The 22,161-nt window shown below is 64.7% G+C and carries 15 protein-coding genes; 9 read left to right on the top strand and 6 right to left on the bottom strand.

The window, feature by feature from the left end:
- Positions 1-48 precede the first annotated feature (48 nt).
- Positions 49-1,221: a PA0069 family radical SAM protein gene (locus FR728_RS02135; protein ID WP_377175064.1), complete on the bottom strand. Its 1,173-nt coding sequence runs from the start codon at positions 1,219-1,221 to the stop codon at positions 49-51.
- A gap of 113 nt (positions 1,222-1,334) precedes the next feature.
- On the opposite strand from FR728_RS02135, the gene FR728_RS02140 reads away from it, so the two are divergent.
- Positions 1,335-2,027, top strand: a complete 693-nt coding sequence (locus FR728_RS02140; RefSeq protein ID WP_149891007.1) for a glycosyltransferase — start codon at positions 1,335-1,337, stop codon at positions 2,025-2,027.
- A gap of 141 nt (positions 2,028-2,168) precedes the next feature.
- Entirely contained in the window at positions 2,169-3,488 is a 1,320-nt protein-coding gene (locus FR728_RS02145; RefSeq protein ID WP_149891008.1) for a mechanosensitive ion channel family protein, read from the top strand.
- 31 nt (positions 3,489-3,519) lie between these two features.
- Here FR728_RS02145 and moaB read toward each other — a convergent pair whose 3' ends face one another.
- Positions 3,520-4,077: a molybdenum cofactor biosynthesis protein B gene (moaB, locus tag FR728_RS02150; protein WP_149891009.1), complete on the bottom strand. Its 558-nt coding sequence runs from the start codon at positions 4,075-4,077 to the stop codon at positions 3,520-3,522.
- Between the two features lie 266 nt (positions 4,078-4,343).
- Between moaB and FR728_RS02155 the strand changes: the two genes are divergently transcribed.
- Both FR728_RS02155 and FR728_RS02160 read left to right on the top strand, forming a co-directional pair.
- Positions 4,344-5,558, top strand: coding sequence for an aminotransferase-like domain-containing protein (locus FR728_RS02155; protein ID WP_149891010.1), 1,215 nt, complete (start codon positions 4,344-4,346; stop codon positions 5,556-5,558).
- A 337-nt stretch (positions 5,559-5,895) separates the two neighbouring features.
- Positions 5,896-8,196: an NADP-dependent malic enzyme gene (locus FR728_RS02160; protein WP_149891011.1), complete on the top strand. Its 2,301-nt coding sequence runs from the start codon at positions 5,896-5,898 to the stop codon at positions 8,194-8,196.
- Positions 8,197-8,280: 84 nt separating this feature from the next.
- On the opposite strand, the gene FR728_RS02165 is transcribed toward FR728_RS02160, so the two are convergent.
- Positions 8,281-9,873, bottom strand: a complete 1,593-nt coding sequence (locus FR728_RS02165; protein WP_149891012.1) for a putative bifunctional diguanylate cyclase/phosphodiesterase — start codon at positions 9,871-9,873, stop codon at positions 8,281-8,283.
- 535 nt (positions 9,874-10,408) lie between these two features.
- Between FR728_RS02165 and FR728_RS02170 the strand changes: the two genes are divergently transcribed.
- Complete coding sequence (locus FR728_RS02170) at positions 10,409-11,839, top strand: DEAD/DEAH box helicase (protein ID WP_149891013.1); 1,431 nt, start codon at positions 10,409-10,411, stop codon at positions 11,837-11,839.
- 893 nt (positions 11,840-12,732) lie between these two features.
- On the opposite strand, the gene FR728_RS02175 is transcribed toward FR728_RS02170, so the two are convergent.
- On the bottom strand, positions 12,733-14,412 hold the full coding sequence (locus FR728_RS02175) for an electron transfer flavoprotein-ubiquinone oxidoreductase (protein ID WP_149891014.1): 1,680 nt from the start codon (positions 14,410-14,412) through the stop codon (positions 12,733-12,735).
- Between the two features lie 449 nt (positions 14,413-14,861).
- On the opposite strand from FR728_RS02175, the gene FR728_RS02180 reads away from it, so the two are divergent.
- The 3 genes from FR728_RS02180 (at position 14,862) to FR728_RS02190 (ending at position 17,675) form a co-directional block, all read left to right on the top strand.
- A complete protein-coding gene (locus FR728_RS02180; RefSeq protein ID WP_149891015.1) occupies positions 14,862-15,848 on the top strand; it encodes a uracil-DNA glycosylase in 987 nt (328 codons plus the stop codon).
- Between the two features lie 192 nt (positions 15,849-16,040).
- Positions 16,041-16,670 (top strand): PilZ domain-containing protein, encoded by a 630-nt coding sequence (locus FR728_RS02185; protein ID WP_188318760.1) that lies wholly within the window; start codon positions 16,041-16,043, stop codon positions 16,668-16,670.
- 120 nt (positions 16,671-16,790) lie between these two features.
- Entirely contained in the window at positions 16,791-17,675 is an 885-nt protein-coding gene (locus tag FR728_RS02190) for a S49 family peptidase (protein ID WP_377175058.1), read from the top strand.
- A gap of 78 nt (positions 17,676-17,753) precedes the next feature.
- On the opposite strand, the gene FR728_RS02195 is transcribed toward FR728_RS02190, so the two are convergent.
- Together FR728_RS02195 and FR728_RS02200 are read right to left on the bottom strand one after the other, a co-directional pair.
- Complete coding sequence (locus tag FR728_RS02195) at positions 17,754-19,115, bottom strand: tlde1 domain-containing protein (protein WP_188318761.1); 1,362 nt, start codon at positions 19,113-19,115, stop codon at positions 17,754-17,756.
- A 257-nt stretch (positions 19,116-19,372) separates the two neighbouring features.
- Positions 19,373-20,587 carry a DUF2778 domain-containing protein gene (locus tag FR728_RS02200; protein WP_244304352.1) on the bottom strand — a complete coding sequence of 405 codons (1,215 nt, stop codon included), beginning with the start codon at positions 20,585-20,587 and terminating at the stop codon, positions 19,373-19,375.
- A 441-nt stretch (positions 20,588-21,028) separates the two neighbouring features.
- Here FR728_RS02200 and FR728_RS02205 point away from each other — a divergent pair, with 441 nt between their 5' ends.
- Positions 21,029-21,958, top strand: a complete 930-nt coding sequence (locus FR728_RS02205; protein WP_149892153.1) for a glycine--tRNA ligase subunit alpha — start codon at positions 21,029-21,031, stop codon at positions 21,956-21,958.
- Positions 21,959-22,161: the final 203 nt, after the last annotated feature.

The raw sequence follows: 22,161 nt of genomic DNA on the forward strand, positions 1-22,161 counted from the left end.
ACATCGCCAGACCATGCCAAGGCCCGCACCACCCTGCAAGCGCCAAGCCTAGAACAGGGCCAGTTGAACCCCGCCTTTTTGCGGGGCGACGAACTGGTCGCAGTCGAGCTTGCGGCGGCGCCCGTTCAGCCCGAGCCGCTTGGTCGCTAGCTGGAACCGGCGTGCGATCTGTTCCGCATAGGGGCCGGTGCCGCGCATCCGCTCGCCCCACTTGGCGTCATAGTCCTTGCCGTCACGCATGGAGCGGATCAGGTTCATCACGTGGCGATACTGACGCGGCCGCTCCCGCACCAGCCAGTCCCGGAAGAGCTCCGAGACTTCCCGGGGCAGGCGCAGCAGGATGAAGGCGGCGCCATCCGCTCCATGTTCGGCGGCGGCCTCCAGGATGCTCTCCAGCTCGCTGTCGGTGAGGGCAGGGATCACGGGGGCGATCATGACCGAGGCAGGAACACCGGCCTCCGCGAGGGTCTTGAGCGCGGCAAGCCGCTTGTGCGGAGCCGAGGCGCGGGGCTCCATCGCCCGGCAGAGCTTGCGGTCGAGCGTGGTGATCGACAGGGCCACCTTGGCGAGATTGCGTTCGGCCATGCGCCCCAGAATGTCCGCGTCCCGCTCGATCAGCGCGGATTTGGTCACGATCGCCACCGGGTGATTGTAGCGGTCGAGCACCTCGAGGATCTCGCGCATCAGCCCGTAGCTTCGTTCGATGGGCTGATAGGGGTCGGTGTTGGTGCCGATGGCAATCGTGCGCGGCTGATATCCCGGACGGGCCAGCTCCCGCTCCAGCACCTCGGCCGCGTTCGGCTTGGCAAAGAGCTTCGCCTCGAAGTCGAGACCCGGCGACAGGCCGAGGAAGGCGTGGCTGGGCCGGGCGAAGCAATAGATGCAGCCATGCTCGCAGCCGCGATAGGGATTGATCGACCGGTCAAAGGAAATGTCCGGCGAGGCATTGCGGGTGATGATGGTGCGGGCGCGTTCTTCCTGCACGTCGGTCTGGAAGGGCGGCAGCTCTTCAAGGCTCCCCCAGCCATCGTCCAGCGCTTCCCGGCTCTCGCGCTCGAAGCGTCCGCTCATGTTCAGCCCGGCGCCGCGCCCCCGCCGCCGGTCGGCATGGATCGTCTCCGACTCGGAATGTCCTGCGTGTTCATGAAATGTTCTAGGATCAAGATCCGGGCGGGGGATCATGGTCGGCAGGGTTTCTGACGCATGGGAAGGTTGGGGCATGGCGCGAGTCGGACCTCGAAGATGCGGAACAGAAGAAGAACATGGGCCTGAAGCCGCGAGAAAACAAGCATCTTTCCTCGCCATGCCCGAAAAACTTCGCTACAACCTAACCCATGATCAGCGTCATCATTCCGACCTTGAACTCTGAAGCGGACCTGGCTCACACCCTTGCCGCCCTTGTGCCCGCCGCAGCCGACGGCGTGGTGCGTGAGGTCATCGTTGTCGACGGCGGCTCCTCCGACAACACGGATCAGGTCGCCGACGCTGCTGGATGCACCTGGCTTACGGTTGCAGGCCCCCGGTCTCGCCGACTGATTGCCGGCGTCAGCGCGTCCGAGCGCGGCGAATGGCTGCTCTTCCTCAATCCGGATACGGTGCTCGAGACCGGCTGGCATCATGATGTGCAGGCCTTCATCGAGCGCGCGGAGCGGGCCGGAAGCGCCCGGCGCATCGCCGCTGCCTTCAAGCTGCGCTATGAAGCCTTTGGCCTCGCGCCCCGCCTGTGGGAAGGCTGGTCGACGCTTCGCACCCGGCTGCTCGGCATGCCCTATGCCGATCAGGGACTGCTTCTGACGCGCCACTTCTATCAGGAACTTGGCGGCCACCGGGCCCTGCCGAACCTCGAGGATCTGGATCTGGTGCGGCGCATCGGCGCGCGCCGGGTGGTCAGCCTGCGCAAGGCCGCGATCTCGCCGGACCGCCCGCGCCGGGAAGGCCGCCTGCGCGCCATCCGCCGTGCCATCGCCCGCTTCTGCATCGGCACCCTGCGCCTGCCTGCAAGCCTGGTTCTCAAGCTGCACGGCTGAGCGGGCCAGCCTGTGGTCACAGGTCTCGCGTTTCGGATCTGAGGCAACCCGCACGACGCTCGCGCCTTTTCCTTCGGGCGGAAGCAACTCCGCTGAGGCAGACGCCGACGATCCAGCGACCGGCGGAACAAGGGAGGGGACATGGATCTCGACACGGTGCTGACAGATCTGGAACGGGCAGTCATGCGGGGCCTCGACCCGCTCCTCAATCCTTGGCTCCTCTATCAGCTGCTGATCATCGCCGTCCTGTTCCTGGCGGCCCGTGTGCTGAAGGCGCGCATCGAGCCGCAGCTGGAAGAGCGTGCCCGCGAGATCCGTGGCCATCCGGGCCTGCTCCGGGTGGTGGTCGCCTTCCTGCGCCGTCTCGACTGGGTCATCTTCATCTGTCTGGCGCTTGTCGCGCTTTCGGTCATGCGCAGCCTGACCTGGCCCAGCCGCAGCTATCTCCTCTCCATCGCCCTGTCCCTGTCCGTCGTCTGGCTCTTCGTGTCGGTCCTGTCGCGGGTGATCCGCAACCGGCTCATTGCCCGCGCCATCAGCTGGCTTGCATGGATCTATGCCGCGCTGGTGATCCTCGGGCTTGACCAGCGCGTGGCAGGCTTTCTCGACAGTCTGGCTTTGCCGGTGGGCGAGGTGCGGCTCTCCGTGCTCACGCTGATCAAGGCGGTTGTTCTTCTGGCTGTGACGATGTGGCTGGCCGTCGTGGCCGGCCGCTATCTGGATGAGCGGGTGCAGAAGACCGAGGAACTGACGCCCTCCCTGCGGGTGCTTGTCGGAAAGTTCGCCAAGATCGGCCTGATCTTCGTCGCCGGCGTCGGGGCGCTGTCCTCGGTCGGCATCGACCTCACGGCCTTCACGGTCTTCTCCGGGGCCATCGGTCTGGGGCTCGGCTTTGGCCTTCAGAAGGTGATCTCGAACTTCATTTCCGGGATCATCATTCTCCTCGACCGGTCCATCAAGCCCGGCGACACGATCTCGCTGGAAGGCACCTTCGGCTGGATCCGCGAGCTGCGGGCGCGCTTTGTGTCCGTGGTGACGCGCGATGGTCGCGAATATCTGATCCCGAACGAGGACTTCATCACCGGCCGGGTGATCAACTGGTCCTTCTCGGATGATCTGGTGCGCCTCGACGTGAATTTCGGCGTGTCCTACGAGGCGGATCCGCACGAGGTCAGCCGCCTTGCCATCGAGGCCGCCATGAGTGTCGGCCGTGTCAATGCGGACCGTCGCCCGGTCTGCTGGCTCACCGGCTTCGGTGAGTCGTCGCTGGATTTCGTCCTGCGCTTCTGGATTTCCGATCCCCAGCAGGGGCTCACCAACGTGCGCGGCAAGGTGCTGCTGGCGCTCTGGGACACATTCAAGGCCAATGGCGTCGGGATTCCCTATCCCCATCGGGAAGTCATCCTGCGCCCCGCACCGCCAACCCCCAGCCCGACCCCGCCGCTTGATCTCGGCGACTAGGCAAGGGCGTGGCGCGGGGTCCGGCGGGCGCTCACGCGCCCTGAAGCTTGCCGCGCTTCAGGTGCTCGTCGAGCCGGGGCATGATCTCCACGAAGTTACAGGGCATGTGCCGGTAGTCGAGCTGCCAATTCAGGATGCCGTCCCAGGCGTCCTTGCAGGCGCCGGGAGATCCCGGCAGCACGAAGATATAGGTGGCGCCCGCCACGCCGCCCGTGGCGCGGGACTGGATGGTCGACGTGCCGATCTTGTCATAAGAGATCCGGTGGAAGACCTCCGAGAATCCGTCCATGCGCTTCTCGAACAGGGGCTCCAGCGCCTCTGGTGTCACGTCGCGGCCCGTGAAGCCGGTGCCGCCGGTGGAAATCACCACGTCCACGCCCTTGTCCTCGATCCAGGCCTTCACCACCGCCTGAATGGCAGGCACGTCATCGGTGACGATCTGCCGGTCCGCGAGCCGGTGCCCGGCGGTTTCCAGGCGGTCGACCAGCGTCTTTCCGGACCGGTCCTCGTCGAGGGACCGGGTGTCCGAAACCGTCAGCACGGCGATATTCAGCGGAATGAAGGGGCGGCTTTCATCGAGGCGGTTCATCATGGGTCTCCGGACGCAGAGGGGTGCCGAGGCGTGACCCACAGATAGGCGAGCCACGTCCGGCTCGCCAGTCCCTATCTTTTCGAAAAGAAATCGGGTCGATTGCGAAAAAAAGTTGCGCGGAATGATCGTCGGGAGTAATAAAGTCTCAAGAAAGGTCAGTGATGCTGACCTATGAAACGACAGGACCCCGCCGGGCATGCGCTTTGTGAGCGTGCCTCGAGACAGGGTCCGACCAAGAAAAAGACCCTCTGGGCAGGAAACCGATGCTGAACTGGACAACGCAATTCTCGGGTCGAACCGCGCGCATGCAGGCCTCCGAGATCCGCGAGCTGCTGAAACTCCTCGACGACCCGAACATTCTCTCCTTCGCCGGCGGCATTCCCGATCCGGAGCTCTTCCCCGCGGAGGCTTTCCGCAGCGCCTATGGGGAAGTCCTCTCGGACGACCGCAGCGGCCAGGCCCTGCAATATGCGGTGTCGGAAGGCTTTGCGCCGCTGCGCCGCTGGATCGCCGGCTACATGGCTCGCTTCGGCATCGACTGCGGCATCGACAACATCATGATCACCTCCGGATCCCAGCAGGCGCTCGACTATCTGGGCAAGCTGTTCCTGTCCCCGGGGGATACGGCGCTGGTCGGCTGGCCGACCTATCTCGGCGCGCTGCAGGCCTTCAATGCCTATGAACCCACCTACGCCCGTCTCGAGCCCTTCGGCAACGAGACCCCGGAGGCCCTGCGGGCCGCGGCCGAGGCAGTCGGCGGCGCGGTGAAATTCGCCTACACCACGCCGGACTTTGCCAATCCCACCGGCGAGACCCTGAGTGTCGCGGCCCGTGTCCGCCTGCTGGAGCAGGCCGAGGCGCTGGACTGCGCGGTCATCGAGGATGCCGCCTATCAGGCCCTGCGCTATTCCGGCGAGGACGTGGCACCCATCCTGAAACTTGACATCGACCGCAGCGGCCATATCGATGCCACCCGCACCATCTTCTGCGGCTCCTTCTCCAAGACCCTGTCGCCCGGCCTGCGTCTGGGCTGGGTTGTCGCGGCCAAGCCGGTCGTCCAGCGCCTGGTGCTAATCAAGCAGGCCGCCGACCTGAACACCTCCGCCGTCAACCAGATGGTCATGGCGCGGGTGGCCGAGACCATCTTCGACGAACAGGTCGAGCGGATCCGCACGGCTTATGGCCATCGGCTCGAGTCCATGTTGCAGGCCCTGCGCGACTTCATGCCCGAAGGCGTGACCTGGAACGAGCCCGATGGAGGCATGTTCGTCTGGGTGCGTCTGCCCGAAGGTCAGGATTGCGCCGAGCTGTTGAAGGCTTCCGTCCGCGACATTCAGGTGGCCTTCGTCCCCGGCAAGGCCTTCTTTGCCGACGGCTCCGGCGCCAACTATCTGCGTCTCAACTTCTCCCTGCTCAAGCCGGAGCGCATCCGCGAGGGCATGGAGCGGCTGGGCAAGCTCATCGCCTCCCGTCTCTGAGGCGTCGTCGTTCCCCTATTGGTTCGCTGACGCAAAGGTAAAAGGGCAGGGTGCATGTCGCGTCCTGCCCTTTTACCTTTGCGTCAGCCTGACCGGACAAACGGATCAGACGCGGTCGGAACAGGGCTCAAAACACGCTGAGGAAGGGTGGAGCCGCATTTTTTTCGGCATATCCCGCTCTGGTGCTTGCGGATTCGGTTGCCGAGGCTTCTCATTTGCCGGAAGCCCGGCTACACCCGTGACCATACGACACCCTCAAGACGTGGTTGCCCGAGGGTTGGCATCTGCCAACCGGGACGCGCACCACCATCCCGGTTAAAGACAAGGCACTCGGCCAATGAGCGATACGAAGCCCACCGGAAGCGACCTCACCGAAGCCGCTCTGTTCTTCCACCAGTATCCGCGCCCCGGCAAGCTGGAGATCCAGGCGACCAAGCCTCTTGGCAACCAGCGCGACCTCGCGCTCGCCTATTCCCCCGGTGTCGCCGCACCCTGCGAAGAGATCGCCAGGGATCCTTCCAAGGCCGCCGACTACACCGCGCGCGGCAATCTGGTGGGCGTGATCTCCAACGGCACCGCCGTTCTGGGTCTCGGTGCCATCGGTCCGCTGGCCTCCAAGCCGGTGATGGAAGGCAAGGCGGTCCTCTTCAAGAAGTTTGCCGGCATCGACGTCTTCGACATCGAGGTCGACGAGCTGGACGTGGACCGGTTTGTGGATGCGGTCGCAGCGCTCGAGCCCACCTTCGGTGGCATCAACCTCGAGGACATCAAGGCTCCCGAGTGCTTCCAGATCGAGGCCAAGCTGCGCGAGCGCATGAACATTCCGGTGTTCCATGACGACCAGCACGGCACCGCGATCATTGTCGGTGCAGCCGTCCGCAACGGTCTGGAACTCGCCGGCAAGGACATTTCCAAGGCCAAGATCGTGGCTTCCGGCGCCGGTGCCGCAGCACTCGCCTGCCTCAACATGCTTGTGGCGCTCGGCGCCAGCCTGGAAAACATCTGGGTCACCGACATCGAGGGCGTGGTCTATGAAGGCCGCGAGGCCCTGATGGACGAGTGGAAGGCCAAGTTCGCCCAGAAGACCGACCAGCGGAAGCTGGCTGAAGTCATCGAAGGCGCCGACGTCTTCCTCGGCCTCTCGGCTGCTGGCGTGCTTAAGCCGGAAATGGTCGCCGCCATGGGCGAGCGCCCGCTCATTCTCGCGCTCGCCAATCCGCGCCCGGAAATCATGCCGGAAGACGCGCTGGCCGTCCGTCAGGACGTGGTCATGTGCACGGGCCGTTCGGACTATCCGAACCAGGTCAACAACGTACTGTGCTTCCCCTACATCTTCCGCGGTGCGCTGGATGTGGGTGCGACCACCATCAACGAGGAAATGAAGCTGGCGGCCGTCGAGGCCATTGCCCAGCTCGCCCGCGAGGAACCTTCCGACGTGGCCGCCCGCGCCTATGGCGGCGTGACCGAGACCTTCGGGCCGAAATACCTCATCCCGTCGCCCTTCGATCAGCGCCTCATCCTGCGCATCGCGCCGGCCGTCGCCAAGGCTGCGATGGACACCGGTGTCGCGACCCGTCCGATCGATGACTTCGCGGCCTATCTCGACCGTCTGAACCGCTTCGTCTTCCGCTCCGGTCTGGTGATGAAGCCGATCATTCAGGCTGCGTCCCAGGCGCCGAAGAAGATCATCTACGCCGAGGGCGAGGACGAACGCGTCCTGCGCGCCACCCAGATCCTGCTGGAAGACGGCGTGGCGACCCCGATCCTCGTCGGCCGTCCGGACGTGCTCAAGGCCCGCTGCGAGCGCTTCGGCCTGCGCATCCGCCCGGGCGAGCATTTCGAGTTCGTCAACCCGCAGGACGATCCGCGCTACCGTGACTATGTCGAGGAATATTTCGACTGCGTCGGCCGTCTCGGCGTTCCCCCGGTCGCGGCCCGTACCGTGGTGCGCACCAACCAGACCGTCATCTCGGCGCTGGCCGTGCGCCGTGGCGATGCGGATGCGCTGATCTGTGGTCTGGAAGGCCGCTTCCCCAAGCACCTGCGTGACATTCGTCAGGTCATCGGTCTGCGCGAAGGGGTGAAGGATCTCTCTGCCCTCTCCCTGCTGATCAACTCGAGGGGTGCGCTCTTCCTGTCGGACACCTTCGTCAACGAGGATCCGACGGCGGAAGAGCTGGCCGACATGGCCCTGCTGGCCGCCGAGGAGATCCGGCGCTTCGGTATTGCGCCGAAGGCAGCGCTGCTGTCGCTCTCCAACTTCGGCTCCCGTCCGACGACCTCCTCGCGCAAGATGCGCGAAGCCCTCGAGATCCTCTGGGCGAAGGCGCCCGATCTGGAAGTCGATGGCGAGATGCACGGCGATTCCGCGCTGAACGAGGAACTGCGCAAGCGCGTCATGCCCGACAGCAAGCTGACGGGAGAGGCGAACCTGCTGCTCTTCCCCAATCTCGACAGCGCCAACATCGCGCTCAATCTGCTGAAGGTGGCAACTTCCGCCCTGCATGTGGGCCCGATCCTGCTTGGCACCGCCAAGCCGGCCCACATCCTGACGCCGTCGGTCACCTCGCGCGGCGTGGTGAACATGTCGGCGCTGGCCAGCGTCGAGGCCGCCACCCGGGTTCGTGTGGCCGACTGATCCTGCGCCGGCATTCAGATGTGACAAGGCCCTCGCGGAGACACCTGCGAGGGCCTTTTTCATGTCCGGGGGCGGTGAGGGGTGTCAGGCGCAGCCGCTGGAGCTTGCTGCCGTCGTATCAGTCTGCTGCGGACCGACCCCCGCCAGATGGGCGTGAACCTGCTCCTGCGGCATGGCCTTTCCGATCAGGTAGCCCTGACCATAGCGGCAGCCCAGCTGCTTGAGCGCTTCCATCTGGGAGGCGTTCTCGATGCCTTCTGCCGTGATTGTGATCCCCAGCCCCTTGCCGAGGGCGACGACCGTGCGGACGATGTTCATCTGCTTGTCGTTGCTCTGGAAGGTGGCCACGAAGCTCTTGTCGATCTTGATCTTGTCGAAGTAGAGGTTCGAGAGCTGGGAGAGGCTCGAATAGCCGGTGCCGAAGTCGTCGAGGACGACCTTGATCCCCGCATTGCGCAGGTCCCGGATCACGGTCTTGGCGAGATCCAGATCGGCAATCAGCGCACTCTCGGTGATCTCGATCTCCAGCCGCTGCGGTGCGAGCCCGGTCTGCCCGAGCACCCGGATGATGCGGATGCCGAGCAGCCGGTCGATCATCATCTTGGGCGACAGATTGACCGCCAGCTGGATGTTTGACGGCCAGGTGGTCGCGTCCTCGCAGGCCTTCAGCAGCAGCTGCTCGGTCAGATCCATGATCAGGCCGATGTCTTCGGCCATGGAAATGAAGATGTCGGGCGAGATGAAGCCGTCCTGCTGGTCGTGCCAGCGCGCCAGCGCCTCGAAGGCCCGGATCTCGCCGGTCTGCAGATCCACCAGAGGCTGATAGAAGGGTGTGATTTCCCGCTTCTGCAAGGCCTGGCGCAGGCGGTTCTCCACCGCAGCCCGATGAGACATCTCCTCCTTCATCGACGTATCATAGGCGCGGACCATGTTTCGGCCGGTCCGCTTGGCGCTGTAGAGCGCCATGTCCGCCAGCTCGGCCAGGTCCTTGAGGTTGGAGCCGTCCTGCGGGGCCGTGGCAAAGCCGATGCAGGCGCCCACCTCCGCATGGGAGTTCTCGATGATCATCGGCGCTGTCAGGGTCTCGACGACTTCGAGGGAGAAACGCTCCTGATCCTCCGGCGTGCGGCGGCGGCAGATCGCCAGAAACTCGTCTCCCCCGAGCCGGAAGACCAGGCCGTTGGGAAAGAGGTCTGTCAGCCGCTCGGCGGTCTGCACCAGAAGCGCGTCGCCACCCGCGTGCCCGATCAGATCGTTGATCTTCTTGAACCCGTCCAGATCGATGGCGTGAACCGTGTAGTCGTGGTCGGGGAAGAGATGCTCGACCTCCTCCTGTGCGCGCTCCTCCAGGAAGCGGCGGTTGGGCAGCCGGGTCAGATAGTCGTGATAGGCAATCCACCGCGCCTTGGATTCCGCTACCAGCCGGGCATTGGATTCCCGCCGCAGATCCCACAGGCGCCGGCCGGCATAGACATGACCGGCGACGCCGGCCAGCATCAGCGCCAGGATCAGTTCGTCCAGCTCCCAGTCCTCGTGGCTGACGACAAACGCGGTGAGCCTCTCGTAACCGTCGCCGAAATGGGCAAGCACCCAGACGATAAGCGTCGCGGCACCGATGATGATCGCTTCGCGTCGTGCCCTGTTCTTGCCCTCGAGGAAGTTTGCGATGAGTCTCATGCCTTGCCCGTTCTTGATGGTTCATCAAGTCCTATCGAGAAACCATTGATGAATGGTCAAGCAATTGTTGCGGCTTTTCTTTTTGACTGCCGATTATTGTCAGTATTGACAAGGTGAAACCACTTCGGGGGACAGGCCTCGTAACCTTGGTGCCCGACCGCGCAGGAAGAGGGCGATGCCCTCCGGGACCTGAGGCCGGAGAGCTCTGCACTTGACTTCTCCTTGATTTCGCGACATATGGGCCTCATCCGGGCTGCCGCGTGAGTGGCCCGAGTGATGACGCGGGAAAGCACTGCCCCTTGGCAAAAGCTCCGGCGCCTCCACAAAACCCCCAAAGTTTTCAGAGCGGGCGTGATCGCCTGCATCGACCTCCCGGTCACGCGCGGAGCCAGTCAGATCCCGAAACAGGTTCGGGACACGCGGCTCCTCCGGGCGATACCACCGGTGACCCGTCTGCGCGCGACGTCGTGCGCAGACCGATGTCCGATCACGCGCATCTGGCCGGATCGGGCAAAACCCTCTTGAAGGTAATCATTTGACCGATTTCAAATCGCTGGGCCTGTCCGAGGCTCTTCTGGCCGCCGTTGCCGAAAACGGCTATTCTGCTCCCACTCCGATCCAGGAAAAAGCCATCCCCCATGTTCTGGCCCGCCGGGACATCATGGGTCTGGCGCAGACCGGCACCGGCAAGACCGCTGCCTTCGGCCTGCCGCTGGTGGAACGTCTTCTCGAAGAGAATGACCGCGTTCAGCCCTGTGGCGCCCGGGCCCTGATCCTGGCGCCGACCCGCGAACTGGTGAACCAGATCGCCAAGACCCTCATCTCCTTCGTCCGCAAGACGCCGCTGCGCGTCACGTCTGTCGTGGGTGGGGTTTCCATCAACGCCCAGATCAAGCGCATGTCCCGCGGCACCGACATTCTCGTCGCCACGCCGGGCCGCCTGCTCGATCTGGTCGACCGTCAGGCCGTGCGTCTCGACACCGCGACCTTCCTGGTTCTGGACGAAGCCGACCAGATGCTCGATCTGGGCTTCATCCACTCCCTGCGCCGGATCTCCGGGCTGGTGGCCAGGAAGTGTCAGACCCTGCTCTTCTCCGCCACCATGCCGAAGCAGATCAGCGAACTGGCGGGCACCTACCTGACCGACCCGATCCGGGTCGAGGTCGCCCCCGCCGGCAAGACCGCCGACAAGGTGTCCCAGGTCGTTCACTTCATGGATCAGGCCGAGAAGACCGACATGGTCATCTCGATGCTTTCGGAGAACCCGGACGATCTGTCCCTGGTGTTCTGCCGCACCAAGCATGGCGCCGAGCGCCTGATGCGCAAGATGGTTCAGGCAGGCCTGAAGGCTGCCTCGATCCACGGCAACAAGAGCCAGAACCAGCGTGACCGGGCCATCCAGGCCCTGCGCGATGGCGAGATGCGCATCCTCGTGGCCACCGATGTGGCCGCGCGCGGCATCGACATTCCGGGCGTCAGCCACGTCTACAATTTCGAGCTGCCGGAAGTGCCGGAAGCCTATGTGCACCGCATCGGCCGTACGGCGCGCGCCGGGGCCGATGGCGACGCCATTGCCTTCTGCGCGCCGGAAGAGATCGGCTATCTGCGCCAGATCGAAAAGCTCACCGGCAACGACATCCCCGTGGCCAGTGGCGAGATTCCGCCGATGAGCGCGGCTGCAAAGCCGAGCCGTGGCGGCCGCAAGAGCGGTGGCGGTGGTCGTGGCCAGAACCAGGGCCAGTCCCGCGGTCAGGGCCGTGGCCAGGGCTCCGGCCAGGGTCAGAAGCGGCAGGAAAACGCCGCCGGCGCTCAGGGCAAGGGCCCGCGCAAGGGCTCCGGCCAGGGCGGCCAGGGTCGTGGCGAGGGCGGTCGCATGGGTGAGGCCCGCGGGGCTCAGGCCGATGGCGGCGCCGGTCGTCCGGGGGGCCGCCGCCCGCGTCGGCGCAACGATCGCGCCGCGGCCTGACAGGCAACGGGCTCCTCTTTCATGAAGCGGAGCTCGCAGCTGGCAGAGCCAGACGAAGATCAGAGGGGCTCCGCGTCTGCGCGGGGCCCTTTTTTCGAGATAACACCGGCTCTGAGGTGCGCGCAGGTACACTTGAGCCATGCGTCCCGTGCATGTCAGGTAACCAAAAAGTTCAATTGGTGCAGAAATCTTCAGCTTTTCTATTGAATTATATGAGAAAATCGCAAAGTGACGATTTTTTCAGGGGTCGAAAAAAATCTTGATCTTTTGCCGACTCTGGCTTACCTAAGCGTCACTTCGCGGCGCGGACGAAAACCTTGACCGGGTCACCGGTCAGCCCGCCAGTCTCCGGATCCGAGGATCCGGCGGTGGGCCGAAAGGGTTTCGCCTGGAGCGACGCAGCGTTCTAAAAACAAGAAAAGCCTTGTCACGCACCTGATCCTCGAAAGAGGGGCAGGTGTGCGGGGATCTGTTTCCATCCTGCCTCCGGATGTCGAGACGATCCCGGGACAGAAGGGAAGCCAGGTGCGCGAGTACCCCTGAGATCCTTTCTGGTTGCCCGCGCAGCGGACAGGCGAAATCCGGAACGCAACGACAAATGAGTGGACCGGTCAGGCGAAAGCTCCGGCAAGAAGGTCACAAGAACCTTCTGTCGCAGCCCTTGCCGTTCCGGCTTCCCGCCCCTTGCTGAGGTGGTGGGATCTCCCATCGACCGCTCATTCACCTGCGGCGCTGAAGGGTCACCTTCGGCGCCGCATTTGTTTTCAGCCCCCCATCTGCGTCAGGGTCCGGACACCCGCAAGCTGTCGTCGACAGCAGAAAGGGCCGCCCGGCGGGCAGCCCTTTCGCAAGTCTCGGGTGGGTGGTGGCGCGCCGGCAAGACGCGCGGGCCCTCACATGTTCGGGTAGTTCGGACCGCCGGAGCCTTCCGGCACCGTCCAGGTGATATTGCCGTTCGGGTCCTTGATGTCGCAGGTCTTGCAGTGGACGCAGTTCTGCGCGTTTATCTGGAAGCGCGGCGCATCGGCCCCTTCCTCGATCCACTCGTAAACCCCGGCCGGGCAATAGCGCGACGACGGGCCGGCAAAGACGTCATGCTCGGACCGCTTCTGCAACTCCATGTCCTTCACCTTGAGGTGGATCGGCTGATCTTCCTCATGGTTGGTGTTGGACAGGAACACCGACGACAGGCGGTCGAAGGAGACTTCTCCGTCCGGCTTCGGATAGTCGATCTTCTTGCAATCCTTGGCGGGCTTCAGGCTCGCGGCGTCGGTCTTGCCGTGAGACAGGGTGCCGAAGAAGGAGAAGCCGAAGAGCTCGTTGGTCCACATGTCGAGCCCGCCGAGCGCGATGCCGATGAAGGTGCCGAACTTCGACCAGAGCGGCTTCACGTTGCGCACCTTCTTCAGGTCCGCACCGATCTTGCCGGCGCGCCAGGCGTCGTCATAGGCGGTCAGCTCGGCATTTTCCTTGCCCTCGGCAAGAGCGGCCATCACGTGTTCCGCCGCCAGCATGCCGGACAGCATGGCGTTGTGGGAGCCCTTGATGCGCGGCACGTTCACGAAACCGGCCGAGCAGCCCATGATCAGGCCGCCCGGGAAGGACAGCTTCGGCACGGACTGGTAGCCGCCCTCGGTGATGGCGCGGGCACCATAGGAGATGCGCTTGCCGCCTTCGAAGGTCGAGCGGATCGCCGGATGCGTCTTGTAGCGCTGGAATTCCTCGAAGGGCGAGAGATAGGGGTTCTGATAGTTCAGGTGAACCACGAACCCGACCACGACCTGATTGTCTTCCAGGTGATAGAGGAAGGAGCCGCCGCCGGTCTTGCCGTCAAGCGGCCAGCCGAAGGAGTGCTGCACGAGGCCCGGCTTGTGCTTTTCCGGGGCGACCTGCCACAGTTCCTTGATGCCGATGCCGAACTTCGGCACATCGGCGCCCTTGTCCAGCTCGAAGCGGGCGATGAGTTCCTTGGCGAGCGATCCGCGCGCGCCTTCGCCGATCAGCACATACTTGCCGCGCAGCTCCATGCCGCGGGTGAACATGGCGTTGGGCTGGCCGTCGCGGCCGATGCCCATGTCGCCGGTTGCCACACCGACCACGCGGCCCTGATCGTCATAGAGGATCTCGGAGGCCGCGAAGCCCGGATAGATCTCGACGCCGAGGGCTTCGGCCTTGGCGGCCAGCCAGCGGCAGACATTGCCGAGGGAAACGATGTAGTTGCCGTGGTTGCTCATCAGCTTGGGCATGAGCAGGTTCGGCAGGCGGATGGTGCCCGCCGGTCCGAGAAGGAGGAACTGGTCGTCGGTGACCGGCGTCTTCATCGGATGGTCGGCTTCGTCGCGCCAGTCCGGCAGCAGCTCGTCCAGGGCGACCGGATCGATCACGGCGCCGGACAGGATATGCGCGCCGACCTCGGAGCCCTTCTCGAGCACGACGATCGACAGGTCCTCGCCCTTGTCATTGGCGATCTGCTTCAGGCGGATGGCGGCGGCAAGGCCAGCCGGTCCGGCGCCGACGATGACAACATCGACGTCCATGCTCTCGCGCGGGTCGAGTTGGTCCTGTTCCGACATGTTTTTCTCCCTCATGTGCGTCCTGCCGATGGTTGGGCCTATGCAGCGTTTCGCATCCGCAAACACAAGCCGTCTTGCGCAGCCGGCAGGCCATTTTTATCAAATCCCTGTGGACGTCCAGCGGCAAGTCCTCGATAGGCGAAGATGCAGGCGTCCGACAAGAAAAAATAACCTTTACGTAAACGTAAGATACCGACCTTATCCCGATTTTCAAGCATTCCTGCGTTGTATCCAAGCCCATGGGCAGGGAAATCCGCTCATGAGACCGTTCCTTTTGCTCCGAAAGCTGCGGAACTCGCAGGGGCAAAGCGGTCTTGCCCTGCACGAGCCTTGAACCTGCCCCATCACGCAGGCGGGCCACCGGCGGGCGGCTCTCAGCTGGGGGTGACGGCCCAAAGGATTTTGTCTTTCCCGGCCGGCTTGTCTAAGGTGGCCGCCGGAGGCCTCACGTGCACACTGACCCGCAATTCGCAAGACATCTGGAAGCCCTGCTCGAATTCCACCTGGAAGCAGGCGTGGACTGTCTTGTGGGGGATGCGCCCCTCGACTGGGTGCAGCGTTCAGTGGAACTTGCGGCGGCACAGCGTCAGGCGCGCGATGCCGGCCCGGCTGTGCATGCGCGCTCCGCGCCCCGGTCAAACACGCCCATGGCTCCGGGCAACCAGCCGAATGTCCCCCAAGCCGGTTCTGTGAACGGTCAGATGGACCCGGCTGCGGCAGGGCAGGGCGGCGGACGCTCCTTCCCGACGCGCCCTGTCCCGCCTGCACCCCAGAGCGCCACCATTCTTCCCGGTCCGGGGGCGGCGCCGGCCGTACCGACGGCGGAAACGATCCGGTCCGCCAGCGATCTGGCTCGCTCTTGCGCCACTCTTGACGATCTGCGCGTGCGCCTCGCGGCCTTCGATGGCTGCAACCTGCGCCTCACCGCCAAGTCCCTAGTCTTCGGCGAGGGCAACCCCGAGGCGAGGGTCATGCTGGTGGGCGAGGCGCCCGGCCGCGACGAGGACCAGATCGGCCGCCCCTTCGTCGGCCGATCGGGGGCCCTGCTGGACCGGATGCTTGCGGCCATCGGGCAGGAGCGCGGATCTGTGTATCTCGCCAATGTGGTGCCCTGGCGCCCGCCGGGAGACCGAACCCCGACGCCGCAGGAAGTGGAACTCTGCAAGCCCTTCGTCCTGCGCCAGATCGAGCTTGTGCGTCCGCAGGTCCTGATATTCCTCGGTGTTGCGACGGCCAAGACGCTCATCGGCACCACCGAAAGCATCCGGCGTCTGCGCGGCCGCTGGATCCCGTGGACCCATGAAGGCCGCGAGATGCAGTGCCTTGCGACCTATCACCCGGACTTCCTCTTGCGGAACCCCAACGAGAAGCGCTCTGCCTGGAGTGACTTCCTGGCCCTGCGACAGGTCTTGTCGCCGCCGCAGCAGACCCTCTGAATTTTCTCGGGTCAGGCGGGAACCCCTTCTTCCCTCATCCGTTCTCTTCGATGTCTTGTGAAGATCGATGCGTCTCAATTGCGTCATCTTGCGATTGAACTCTGAGAGGGCGTTAATCTTGCGTTGGGAATTTTACCGGTATTCTTTGGGTTGTCTTTCTTGACGAGGCATTCGGGGGACCTATTGACCGCCTTGGCGACCGACATACCGGCTTCGGCAGTCCTTCCTGTCTTTGTCGTCGATCTCGAGACCTTGACTTGTATCGAGGCCTCTGCGTCGAATTTTGACAAGGCCGGATGCCGGATCCTGTCCGAAAAGGTCTGCAGTCTGCGCGAGGTCATTGGTCTGCGCATAAATGGTCTCGACAAGATGCTGCGCGGCCGCATCACGTCGCTGTCCAGCAATCAGGCCGATGTCAGCTTCGTTTTCGAGGAACCGACCCCTTCGGAGAAACGGCGTGAGCGGCGCCGCGAAGTCTCGATCCCGGTTCAGGTCTACGACCGGGCCCGCACCATTTCCATGCACTGCCGCATCATTGACGCGAGCAAGTCGGGCTGCCGGCTGGAGGGCCCCTGCGTCCAGGCGCTTCCCTCTGACATCAGCCTGCAGATCCGCGGCCTCGGCCTGCCGGTCGACGGCCGGGTCGTGTGGTGCCGCGACGGACATGCGGGCGTCGAGCTCCTCTGGGAATTCTCCTCCCGTGGCGACATGCGTGCGCTCGGGCAGGGCGGACGCGGCGCAGACGGGTCCTCGGGTGATGAGCCGACGGACGGCGGGAAGAAGCGCCGCCGCCGGGGCGGGGCTTTCGGCTCCCGGTCCTGACGCGTCATCTGTCACGTCTGTGAGCCGGCGGTCCGCCGGAGCAATCTTTCATCTCCCGCGTTGAGAGCCTATATCAGGTCCTAATGCCGCAGGAAGGCTCAAGGAACGCCACGGGAAGGGATGATCGTGCTCAAGAAACTGCAGAAACTACTTCCGAAGAAATTCCGCAAGTCCGGCGTCACCATTCCCGTTGTGCGGATGGAAGGCGTGATCGGGGGCGGGTCTCCCATGCGTCCCGGCCTCAACCTGTCCTCGGTCGCCGGCGTCCTCGACAAGGCCTTCGGCCGCAAGGAGGCCCCTGCCGTCGCCGTGGTGGTGAACTCTCCGGGCGGCTCTCCGGTCCAGTCGCGGCTTATCTTCCGTCGGCTGCGCGACCTTGCGAAGGAGAAGGAAAAGGAGATCCTGGTCTTCGTGGAGGATGTGGCGGCCAGCGGCGGTTACATGATCGCGATCGCGGGCGACGAGATCTATGTGGATCCGTCCTCCGTCGTCGGCTCCATCGGCGTGGTTTCCGCAGGCTTCGGCTTCCCCGAGCTGCTGAAGAAGGCGGGCGTGGAACGCCGCGTCTATACCGCCGGCGAGAACAAGGTGATCCTCGATCCCTTCCAGCCGGAAAAGGAAGAGGACATCGCCTATCTCAAGACCCTGCAGCTCGAGATTCATGATGTCTTCATCGAGATGGTGCGCGAGCGTCGGGGCGATGTGCTTTCCGAGGATCCCAATATCTTCACCGGCCGGTTCTGGACGGGCCGCACGGCACGCGATCTCGGCCTCGTGGATGGCATTGGCGACGTGCGTCAGGTGATCAAGGACCGCTTCGGAGAGGATGCGGAGCTGGAGCTGATCCAGCCGTCGCGCGGTTTCTTCGGCCGCCGGCTCTTGGGGCTTTCGGCCGAGGCGTCCGGTTCCACTGAGGATCTGGGCACTGCGATTGGCGCCGGCGTGGTGCGCGAAGGTCTCTCGTCGCTTGAGGATCGGGCGCTCTGGGCCCGATACGGCCTCTGACCACAGGCCCTTCTGTCTCTCAGTCCCGGCACCGGCCGGGACTGACAAGCGTGGTTCGGGAGAGCGTTGCGCGGTCGCTCAGAGCATGGCCATGTAGGTCGGCAGCTCGTTCATGGTCGGCACCACGATCAGGGTTTTCACCGCGCCGGTCTTGAAGGCCTTCAGGAACTTCGAATATTCGACGAAGGCCACGCAGCCGTGCGAGCCGAGGCGGCCCCGCAGCAGGTTGGTGTGGGTCAGCATGCCGTCACGCCCGTACATGGCACCTGGGTCCTTCGGCGTCATGCGAATGGCCTCGACGCCATGGAAAAGGGATTCGCGCATCCGCAGCGAATAGACATTGGGCGGAGTGGGGCCGGAGTTCTTGCGATCCACGTAGCGCGGATCATCCATCATCTTGCCGATGCCCGAGTGGGCCACCAGCTCGCTGCCATCGGGCATGTGCACCGTGGCGGTCGAGATGTCATAGACGGCAACGCCGCTGGCCCGTGACGGCAGGGCTGTCGCCGATCCGGGAGACTTGAAGACCTTCTTCAGCCCGCTGAAGACACTCGTGTCGTCATCCTCATCCGGCGTGACACCGGCGGGCGCATAGGCCAGCATCGCCGATCCCGGCTTCTTGCCGGTCGTGCGCCCCGAGGCGGTGGCCTGGGCAGGCGCCTCCTGCTCGACCCGTGCCACGAGCGCCGAGGCCGGGACCTGCGGTCGGCGATCAGGGATGGGCACGATGTTCGGCAGGAGACCCGCCATAAGATCGGTCACGGGGGAGGGGCGGGTTTCCTCGGACCCGGTCGGATCGGTCGCCGCAACGTCCTCTTGCTGCATGTCGAGCGGATCTGCCGCTGCGACTTCGGTCTGAGCCGGAGCATCAGGCACGCTGAGTGCGGCCAGATCCTGCAGGCGGTTGGCCTGGTCGACACGGGCCTGAAGGATGGCGCGCAGGGCGTCTGCCGCAGCAGCCTCTTGCGCCGCATCGCGTTGCGGACGCACCGGAGCGGGTACCTCGGTCGTGATGAGTTCGGCAACCACCTCCGCAGGCGACACCGTCTTGTCGACAGCCGCAGGGGCTGCGTGTTCCCGGTCCGCCTTGGGCGCCGCTGCGACCGGTGCGGATGCGGTGGCGCTGGCGATGCGCTGGGCGATGATGCGGTCGATCAGGGCGACCCGCTCTGCGGTCGAAAGATTGCGGAACTGGGTCTCGTCCCATGCAGCGCGGGTCACCGGCCCGGCCGAGCCGCCGGACGACATGCCACCGGTCTCGATGGACGAGGCAAGCTCGGGCGAGCGGTCGATGAAGCGCGAGAGATCACCGGAAAGGGTGAGCCAGCCTGCGGCCGTGGCCGAGAGCAGCGATGCGCCGACAAAAAGGCGGCGGCCACGCGCAGTCCTTGCAGGCGCACGGGAGGTGCGCCGGGTTCCGGTCCCAGACGGTCTACTCATTACAATTCGGGTCCAGTTCGTGTGTCCCCGCATCGGCCGCAGTGCGACCCATGCGATTGTCTCAGGCGCCCCCTAGCGAGAGCGGCGAAGCGCTCCCGTTGCCCGTTTCAAGGGTGTCCTGTCTTGGTAAACAACAGGTTCACACGATTGCAGAAAGACTGTGACCAGCTCATGGTCCCGGCCTTTCCGCTTCCGTTTGTCATGGTGAACGATCCGTGGCGACCGGGATCAGGCGCAAGCTGTCCCGACGCGGACCCTCACCGCATGGCCATGTAGGTGCCAAGCTCCTTCATGTGCGGAACCACCACGATCTGGCGCACCTTGCCGGCCTTGAAGGCTTTCAGGAACTTCGGATAGTTGGCAAAGGCAATGCAGCCTGCGGATCCCTTGCCGCCACGGCGCAGCTGGCTGTGGGCCAAGATGCCGTCGCGCCCATGCATGATCTTACCGTTGACCGGCAGCATGCGGATGGCCTCGACCCCGTGGAAGAGCCGCTCGCGCATGCGAAGGTTGTAGACATTGGGCGGCGTAGGGCCACGGCCCTTCTTGTGCACATAGCGCGGGTCATCGACCATCTGCCCGAGACCCGAATGGGCTTCCAGCTTGCTGCCGTCGGGCATGTGCACCACCTGGTTGGTGATGTCATAGATGGCGATACCCTCGCCGCGTGCGGGCAGGCGGCTGCCCATGCGGCCGAAGAAACCGCGCGGCGCTTCCGCGGAAGGCTCGTCCTGTATCTCCGGCTCCTCGGCCGGCTTGCGGATGACAGCGTCCAGCGCCGCATAGGCGCGGCTGTCGGCCTCCGACCGCTGGCGTGCGGGCGCATAGCCCAGAGCCAGAACCGCCTCGGTGCGCTTGAGAGCAGCCTGTTCGATGGGGTCGAGGGCCGGGCGGGCGCGGGGCAGCGGCACGGGGCCGGACAGGGTCACCCGCTGGCCGCGGCGACGGACCTGACGCGGCTCACTCGCCCCTTCGGAGGCGCCAAAGAGACCGGGATCCAGATCCACGACCGTCAGCGGGGCTAGGCTTTCAGGGCCATCGTCCGGTGCCTTGCGCGCACCCACCACCAAGCGCAGCCGGTGCAGGGCGGTCAGCTTGCTCTGGACGGCCATGCGGGCCCGTTCCGCTTCCAGGATCGGAGATCCGTCCTCGGCACGCACCAGCGACCGCTTGGCCAGAAGCACCCGGGCGAGATCCATTTCCAGGGCCGTCGCGTCGATCCGTTCCAGCGCAGACGTCTCGACAAACGGGGTGGCTGCTGCGGTCAAGGGCGCGCTCGCGTCTTGCGCGGCCATCTGCTGTTGAAGGTCAGAGGGGGCGGAGGTGTGGGGCCGATGGGCCACCATCATGGAAATGGCGATGACGAGGCAGGTGATCAGGAAGCCCGTGGCGCGCTGGCGGCGCTCGTTCGCGGCATGATCGGGGGCAGCAGCACCGGAGACCGGCGCGGCGGGCGTGGCATCAATGGTCATGGCTCTTGGGGTCCACTTGTCCGGTCTGTCTCACGCACCCGGCGCGGCATCTGCCGTGCGGAGCGGGCGAGGCGACCCGCGTGACGTCCCTGTCTCTTTCCTCCGGCTGGCCGGAGGGCGGACGTCCTGTGTTCATTATTGGGGAGGTCCAGTTCCCGGACCGTCCCTGCGACGGGGCGCTAAAGGCCGGGGAAAGGTGGCGACAATCGGGCGAATGAGGGTTAACGCCCCCGTCTGCAGGAATTCTAGTTAACCGGGCGGCGGGTGGAAAACAGCCCTGACGGGTGCTTGCGGCGGCGCGCTTGCACCGCGTCCGGCTTGACCTTGCCGTCCTGCCGTGGCACCTGTCGCCGCTGACCAGATCCCGAAGGCCTTGAGGGCCCTCCCAACGACTTTCGCGCGGAAAACGAATTCATGTCGACCGACACTCTGCCGTCTCACATGCGCCCGGAGAATTCCTTCCAGGGCCTGATCCTGACCCTCCAGCGTTTCTGGGCGGATCAGGGCTGCGTGGTGCTGCAGCCCTACGACATGGAAGTGGGCGCCGGCACCTTCCATCCGGCAACCACCCTGCGCTCGCTCGGACCGCGCCCGTGGAAGGCCGCCTATGTGCAGCCCTCCCGCCGTCCGACCGATGGCCGCTATGGCGAGAACCCGAACCGCCTGCAGCATTACTACCAGTTCCAGGTGATCCTGAAGCCGTCTCCGGCCAACCTGCAGGATCTCTATCTGAAGTCGCTCTATGCGATCGGTCTGGACCCGAAGCTCCATGACGTCCGCTTCGTGGAAGACGACTGGGAAAGCCCCACCCTGGGCGCCTGGGGCCTTGGCTGGGAATGCTGGTGCGACGGGATGGAAGTGTCCCAGTTCACCTACTTCCAGCAGGTCGCGGGCTTCGAGTGCTCGCCCGTATCCGGCGAGCTGACCTATGGCCTGGAGCGCCTGGCCATGTACATCCAGGGCGTCGATAACGTCTACGACCTGAACTACAACGGACAGGAAGGCGGCGCCAAGGTCACCTATGGCGACGTGTTCCATCAGGCCGAGCAGGAATACTCCCGGCACAATTTCGAGCATGCCGACACCGAGATGCTCTTCCGCCACTTCAAGGACGCGGAAAACGAGTGCCGCGCGCTTCTGGCTGCCGGTGCGAAGGCCCAGGAACAGAGCGGCGCCGACGTGCATCAGGTGGTGCTTCCCGCCTATGACCAGTGCATCAAGGCGTCCCATGCCTTCAACCTGCTGGATGCCCGGGGGGTGATCTCCGTCACCGAGCGTCAGAGCTACATCCTGCGGGTGCGCGAACTGGCCAAGGCCTGCGGCGCGGCCTTCCTGCAGACCAAGGCAGGCGGCGTCGGCTACGAGGGCTGAGGCCTTCCCGATACCTTCATCCGAGTTTGCGCAAGAGGCGGTCCCAACGGGCCGCCTCTTGTCGTTTCGCGGGCAGGGTTCACGACGCCTGCAAACGCGCTGCCATCCCTGCGACAACATGCGCGTGAACGGCCTTCATCTCCCTGTCCGCGAATTGATCCAGCTCAAGGCTGGCTGGTCGCCAGAGGTATACTCGCCAGTTT

The organism is Roseibium aestuarii (assembly GCF_008477545.1).
GTDB classification, from domain to species: Bacteria; Pseudomonadota; Alphaproteobacteria; order Rhizobiales; family Stappiaceae; genus Roseibium; species Roseibium aestuarii.

Bases quoted from the DNA above. Each gene is read 5' to 3' on its own strand.
- FR728_RS02135 (WP_377175064.1), bottom strand. From the start codon at position 1,221: ATGCCCCAACCTTCCCATGCGTCAGAAACCCTGCCGACCATGATCCCC.
- FR728_RS02140 (WP_149891007.1), top strand. From the start codon at position 1,335: ATGATCAGCGTCATCATTCCGACCTTGAACTCTGAAGCGGACCTGGCT.
- FR728_RS02145 (WP_149891008.1), top strand. From the start codon at position 2,169: ATGGATCTCGACACGGTGCTGACAGATCTGGAACGGGCAGTCATGCGG.
- moaB (WP_149891009.1), bottom strand. From the start codon at position 4,077: ATGAACCGCCTCGATGAAAGCCGCCCCTTCATTCCGCTGAATATCGCC.
- FR728_RS02155 (WP_149891010.1), top strand. From the start codon at position 4,344: ATGCTGAACTGGACAACGCAATTCTCGGGTCGAACCGCGCGCATGCAG.
- FR728_RS02160 (WP_149891011.1), top strand. From the start codon at position 5,896: ATGAGCGATACGAAGCCCACCGGAAGCGACCTCACCGAAGCCGCTCTG.
- FR728_RS02165 (WP_149891012.1), bottom strand. From the start codon at position 9,873: ATGAGACTCATCGCAAACTTCCTCGAGGGCAAGAACAGGGCACGACGC.
- FR728_RS02175 (WP_149891014.1), bottom strand. From the start codon at position 14,412: ATGTCGGAACAGGACCAACTCGACCCGCGCGAGAGCATGGACGTCGAT.
- FR728_RS02190 (WP_377175058.1), top strand. From the start codon at position 16,791: ATGATCGTGCTCAAGAAACTGCAGAAACTACTTCCGAAGAAATTCCGC.
- FR728_RS02195 (WP_188318761.1), bottom strand. From the start codon at position 19,115: ATGAGTAGACCGTCTGGGACCGGAACCCGGCGCACCTCCCGTGCGCCT.
- FR728_RS02200 (WP_244304352.1), bottom strand. From the start codon at position 20,587: ATGACCATTGATGCCACGCCCGCCGCGCCGGTCTCCGGTGCTGCTGCC.
- FR728_RS02205 (WP_149892153.1), top strand. From the start codon at position 21,029: ATGCGCCCGGAGAATTCCTTCCAGGGCCTGATCCTGACCCTCCAGCGT.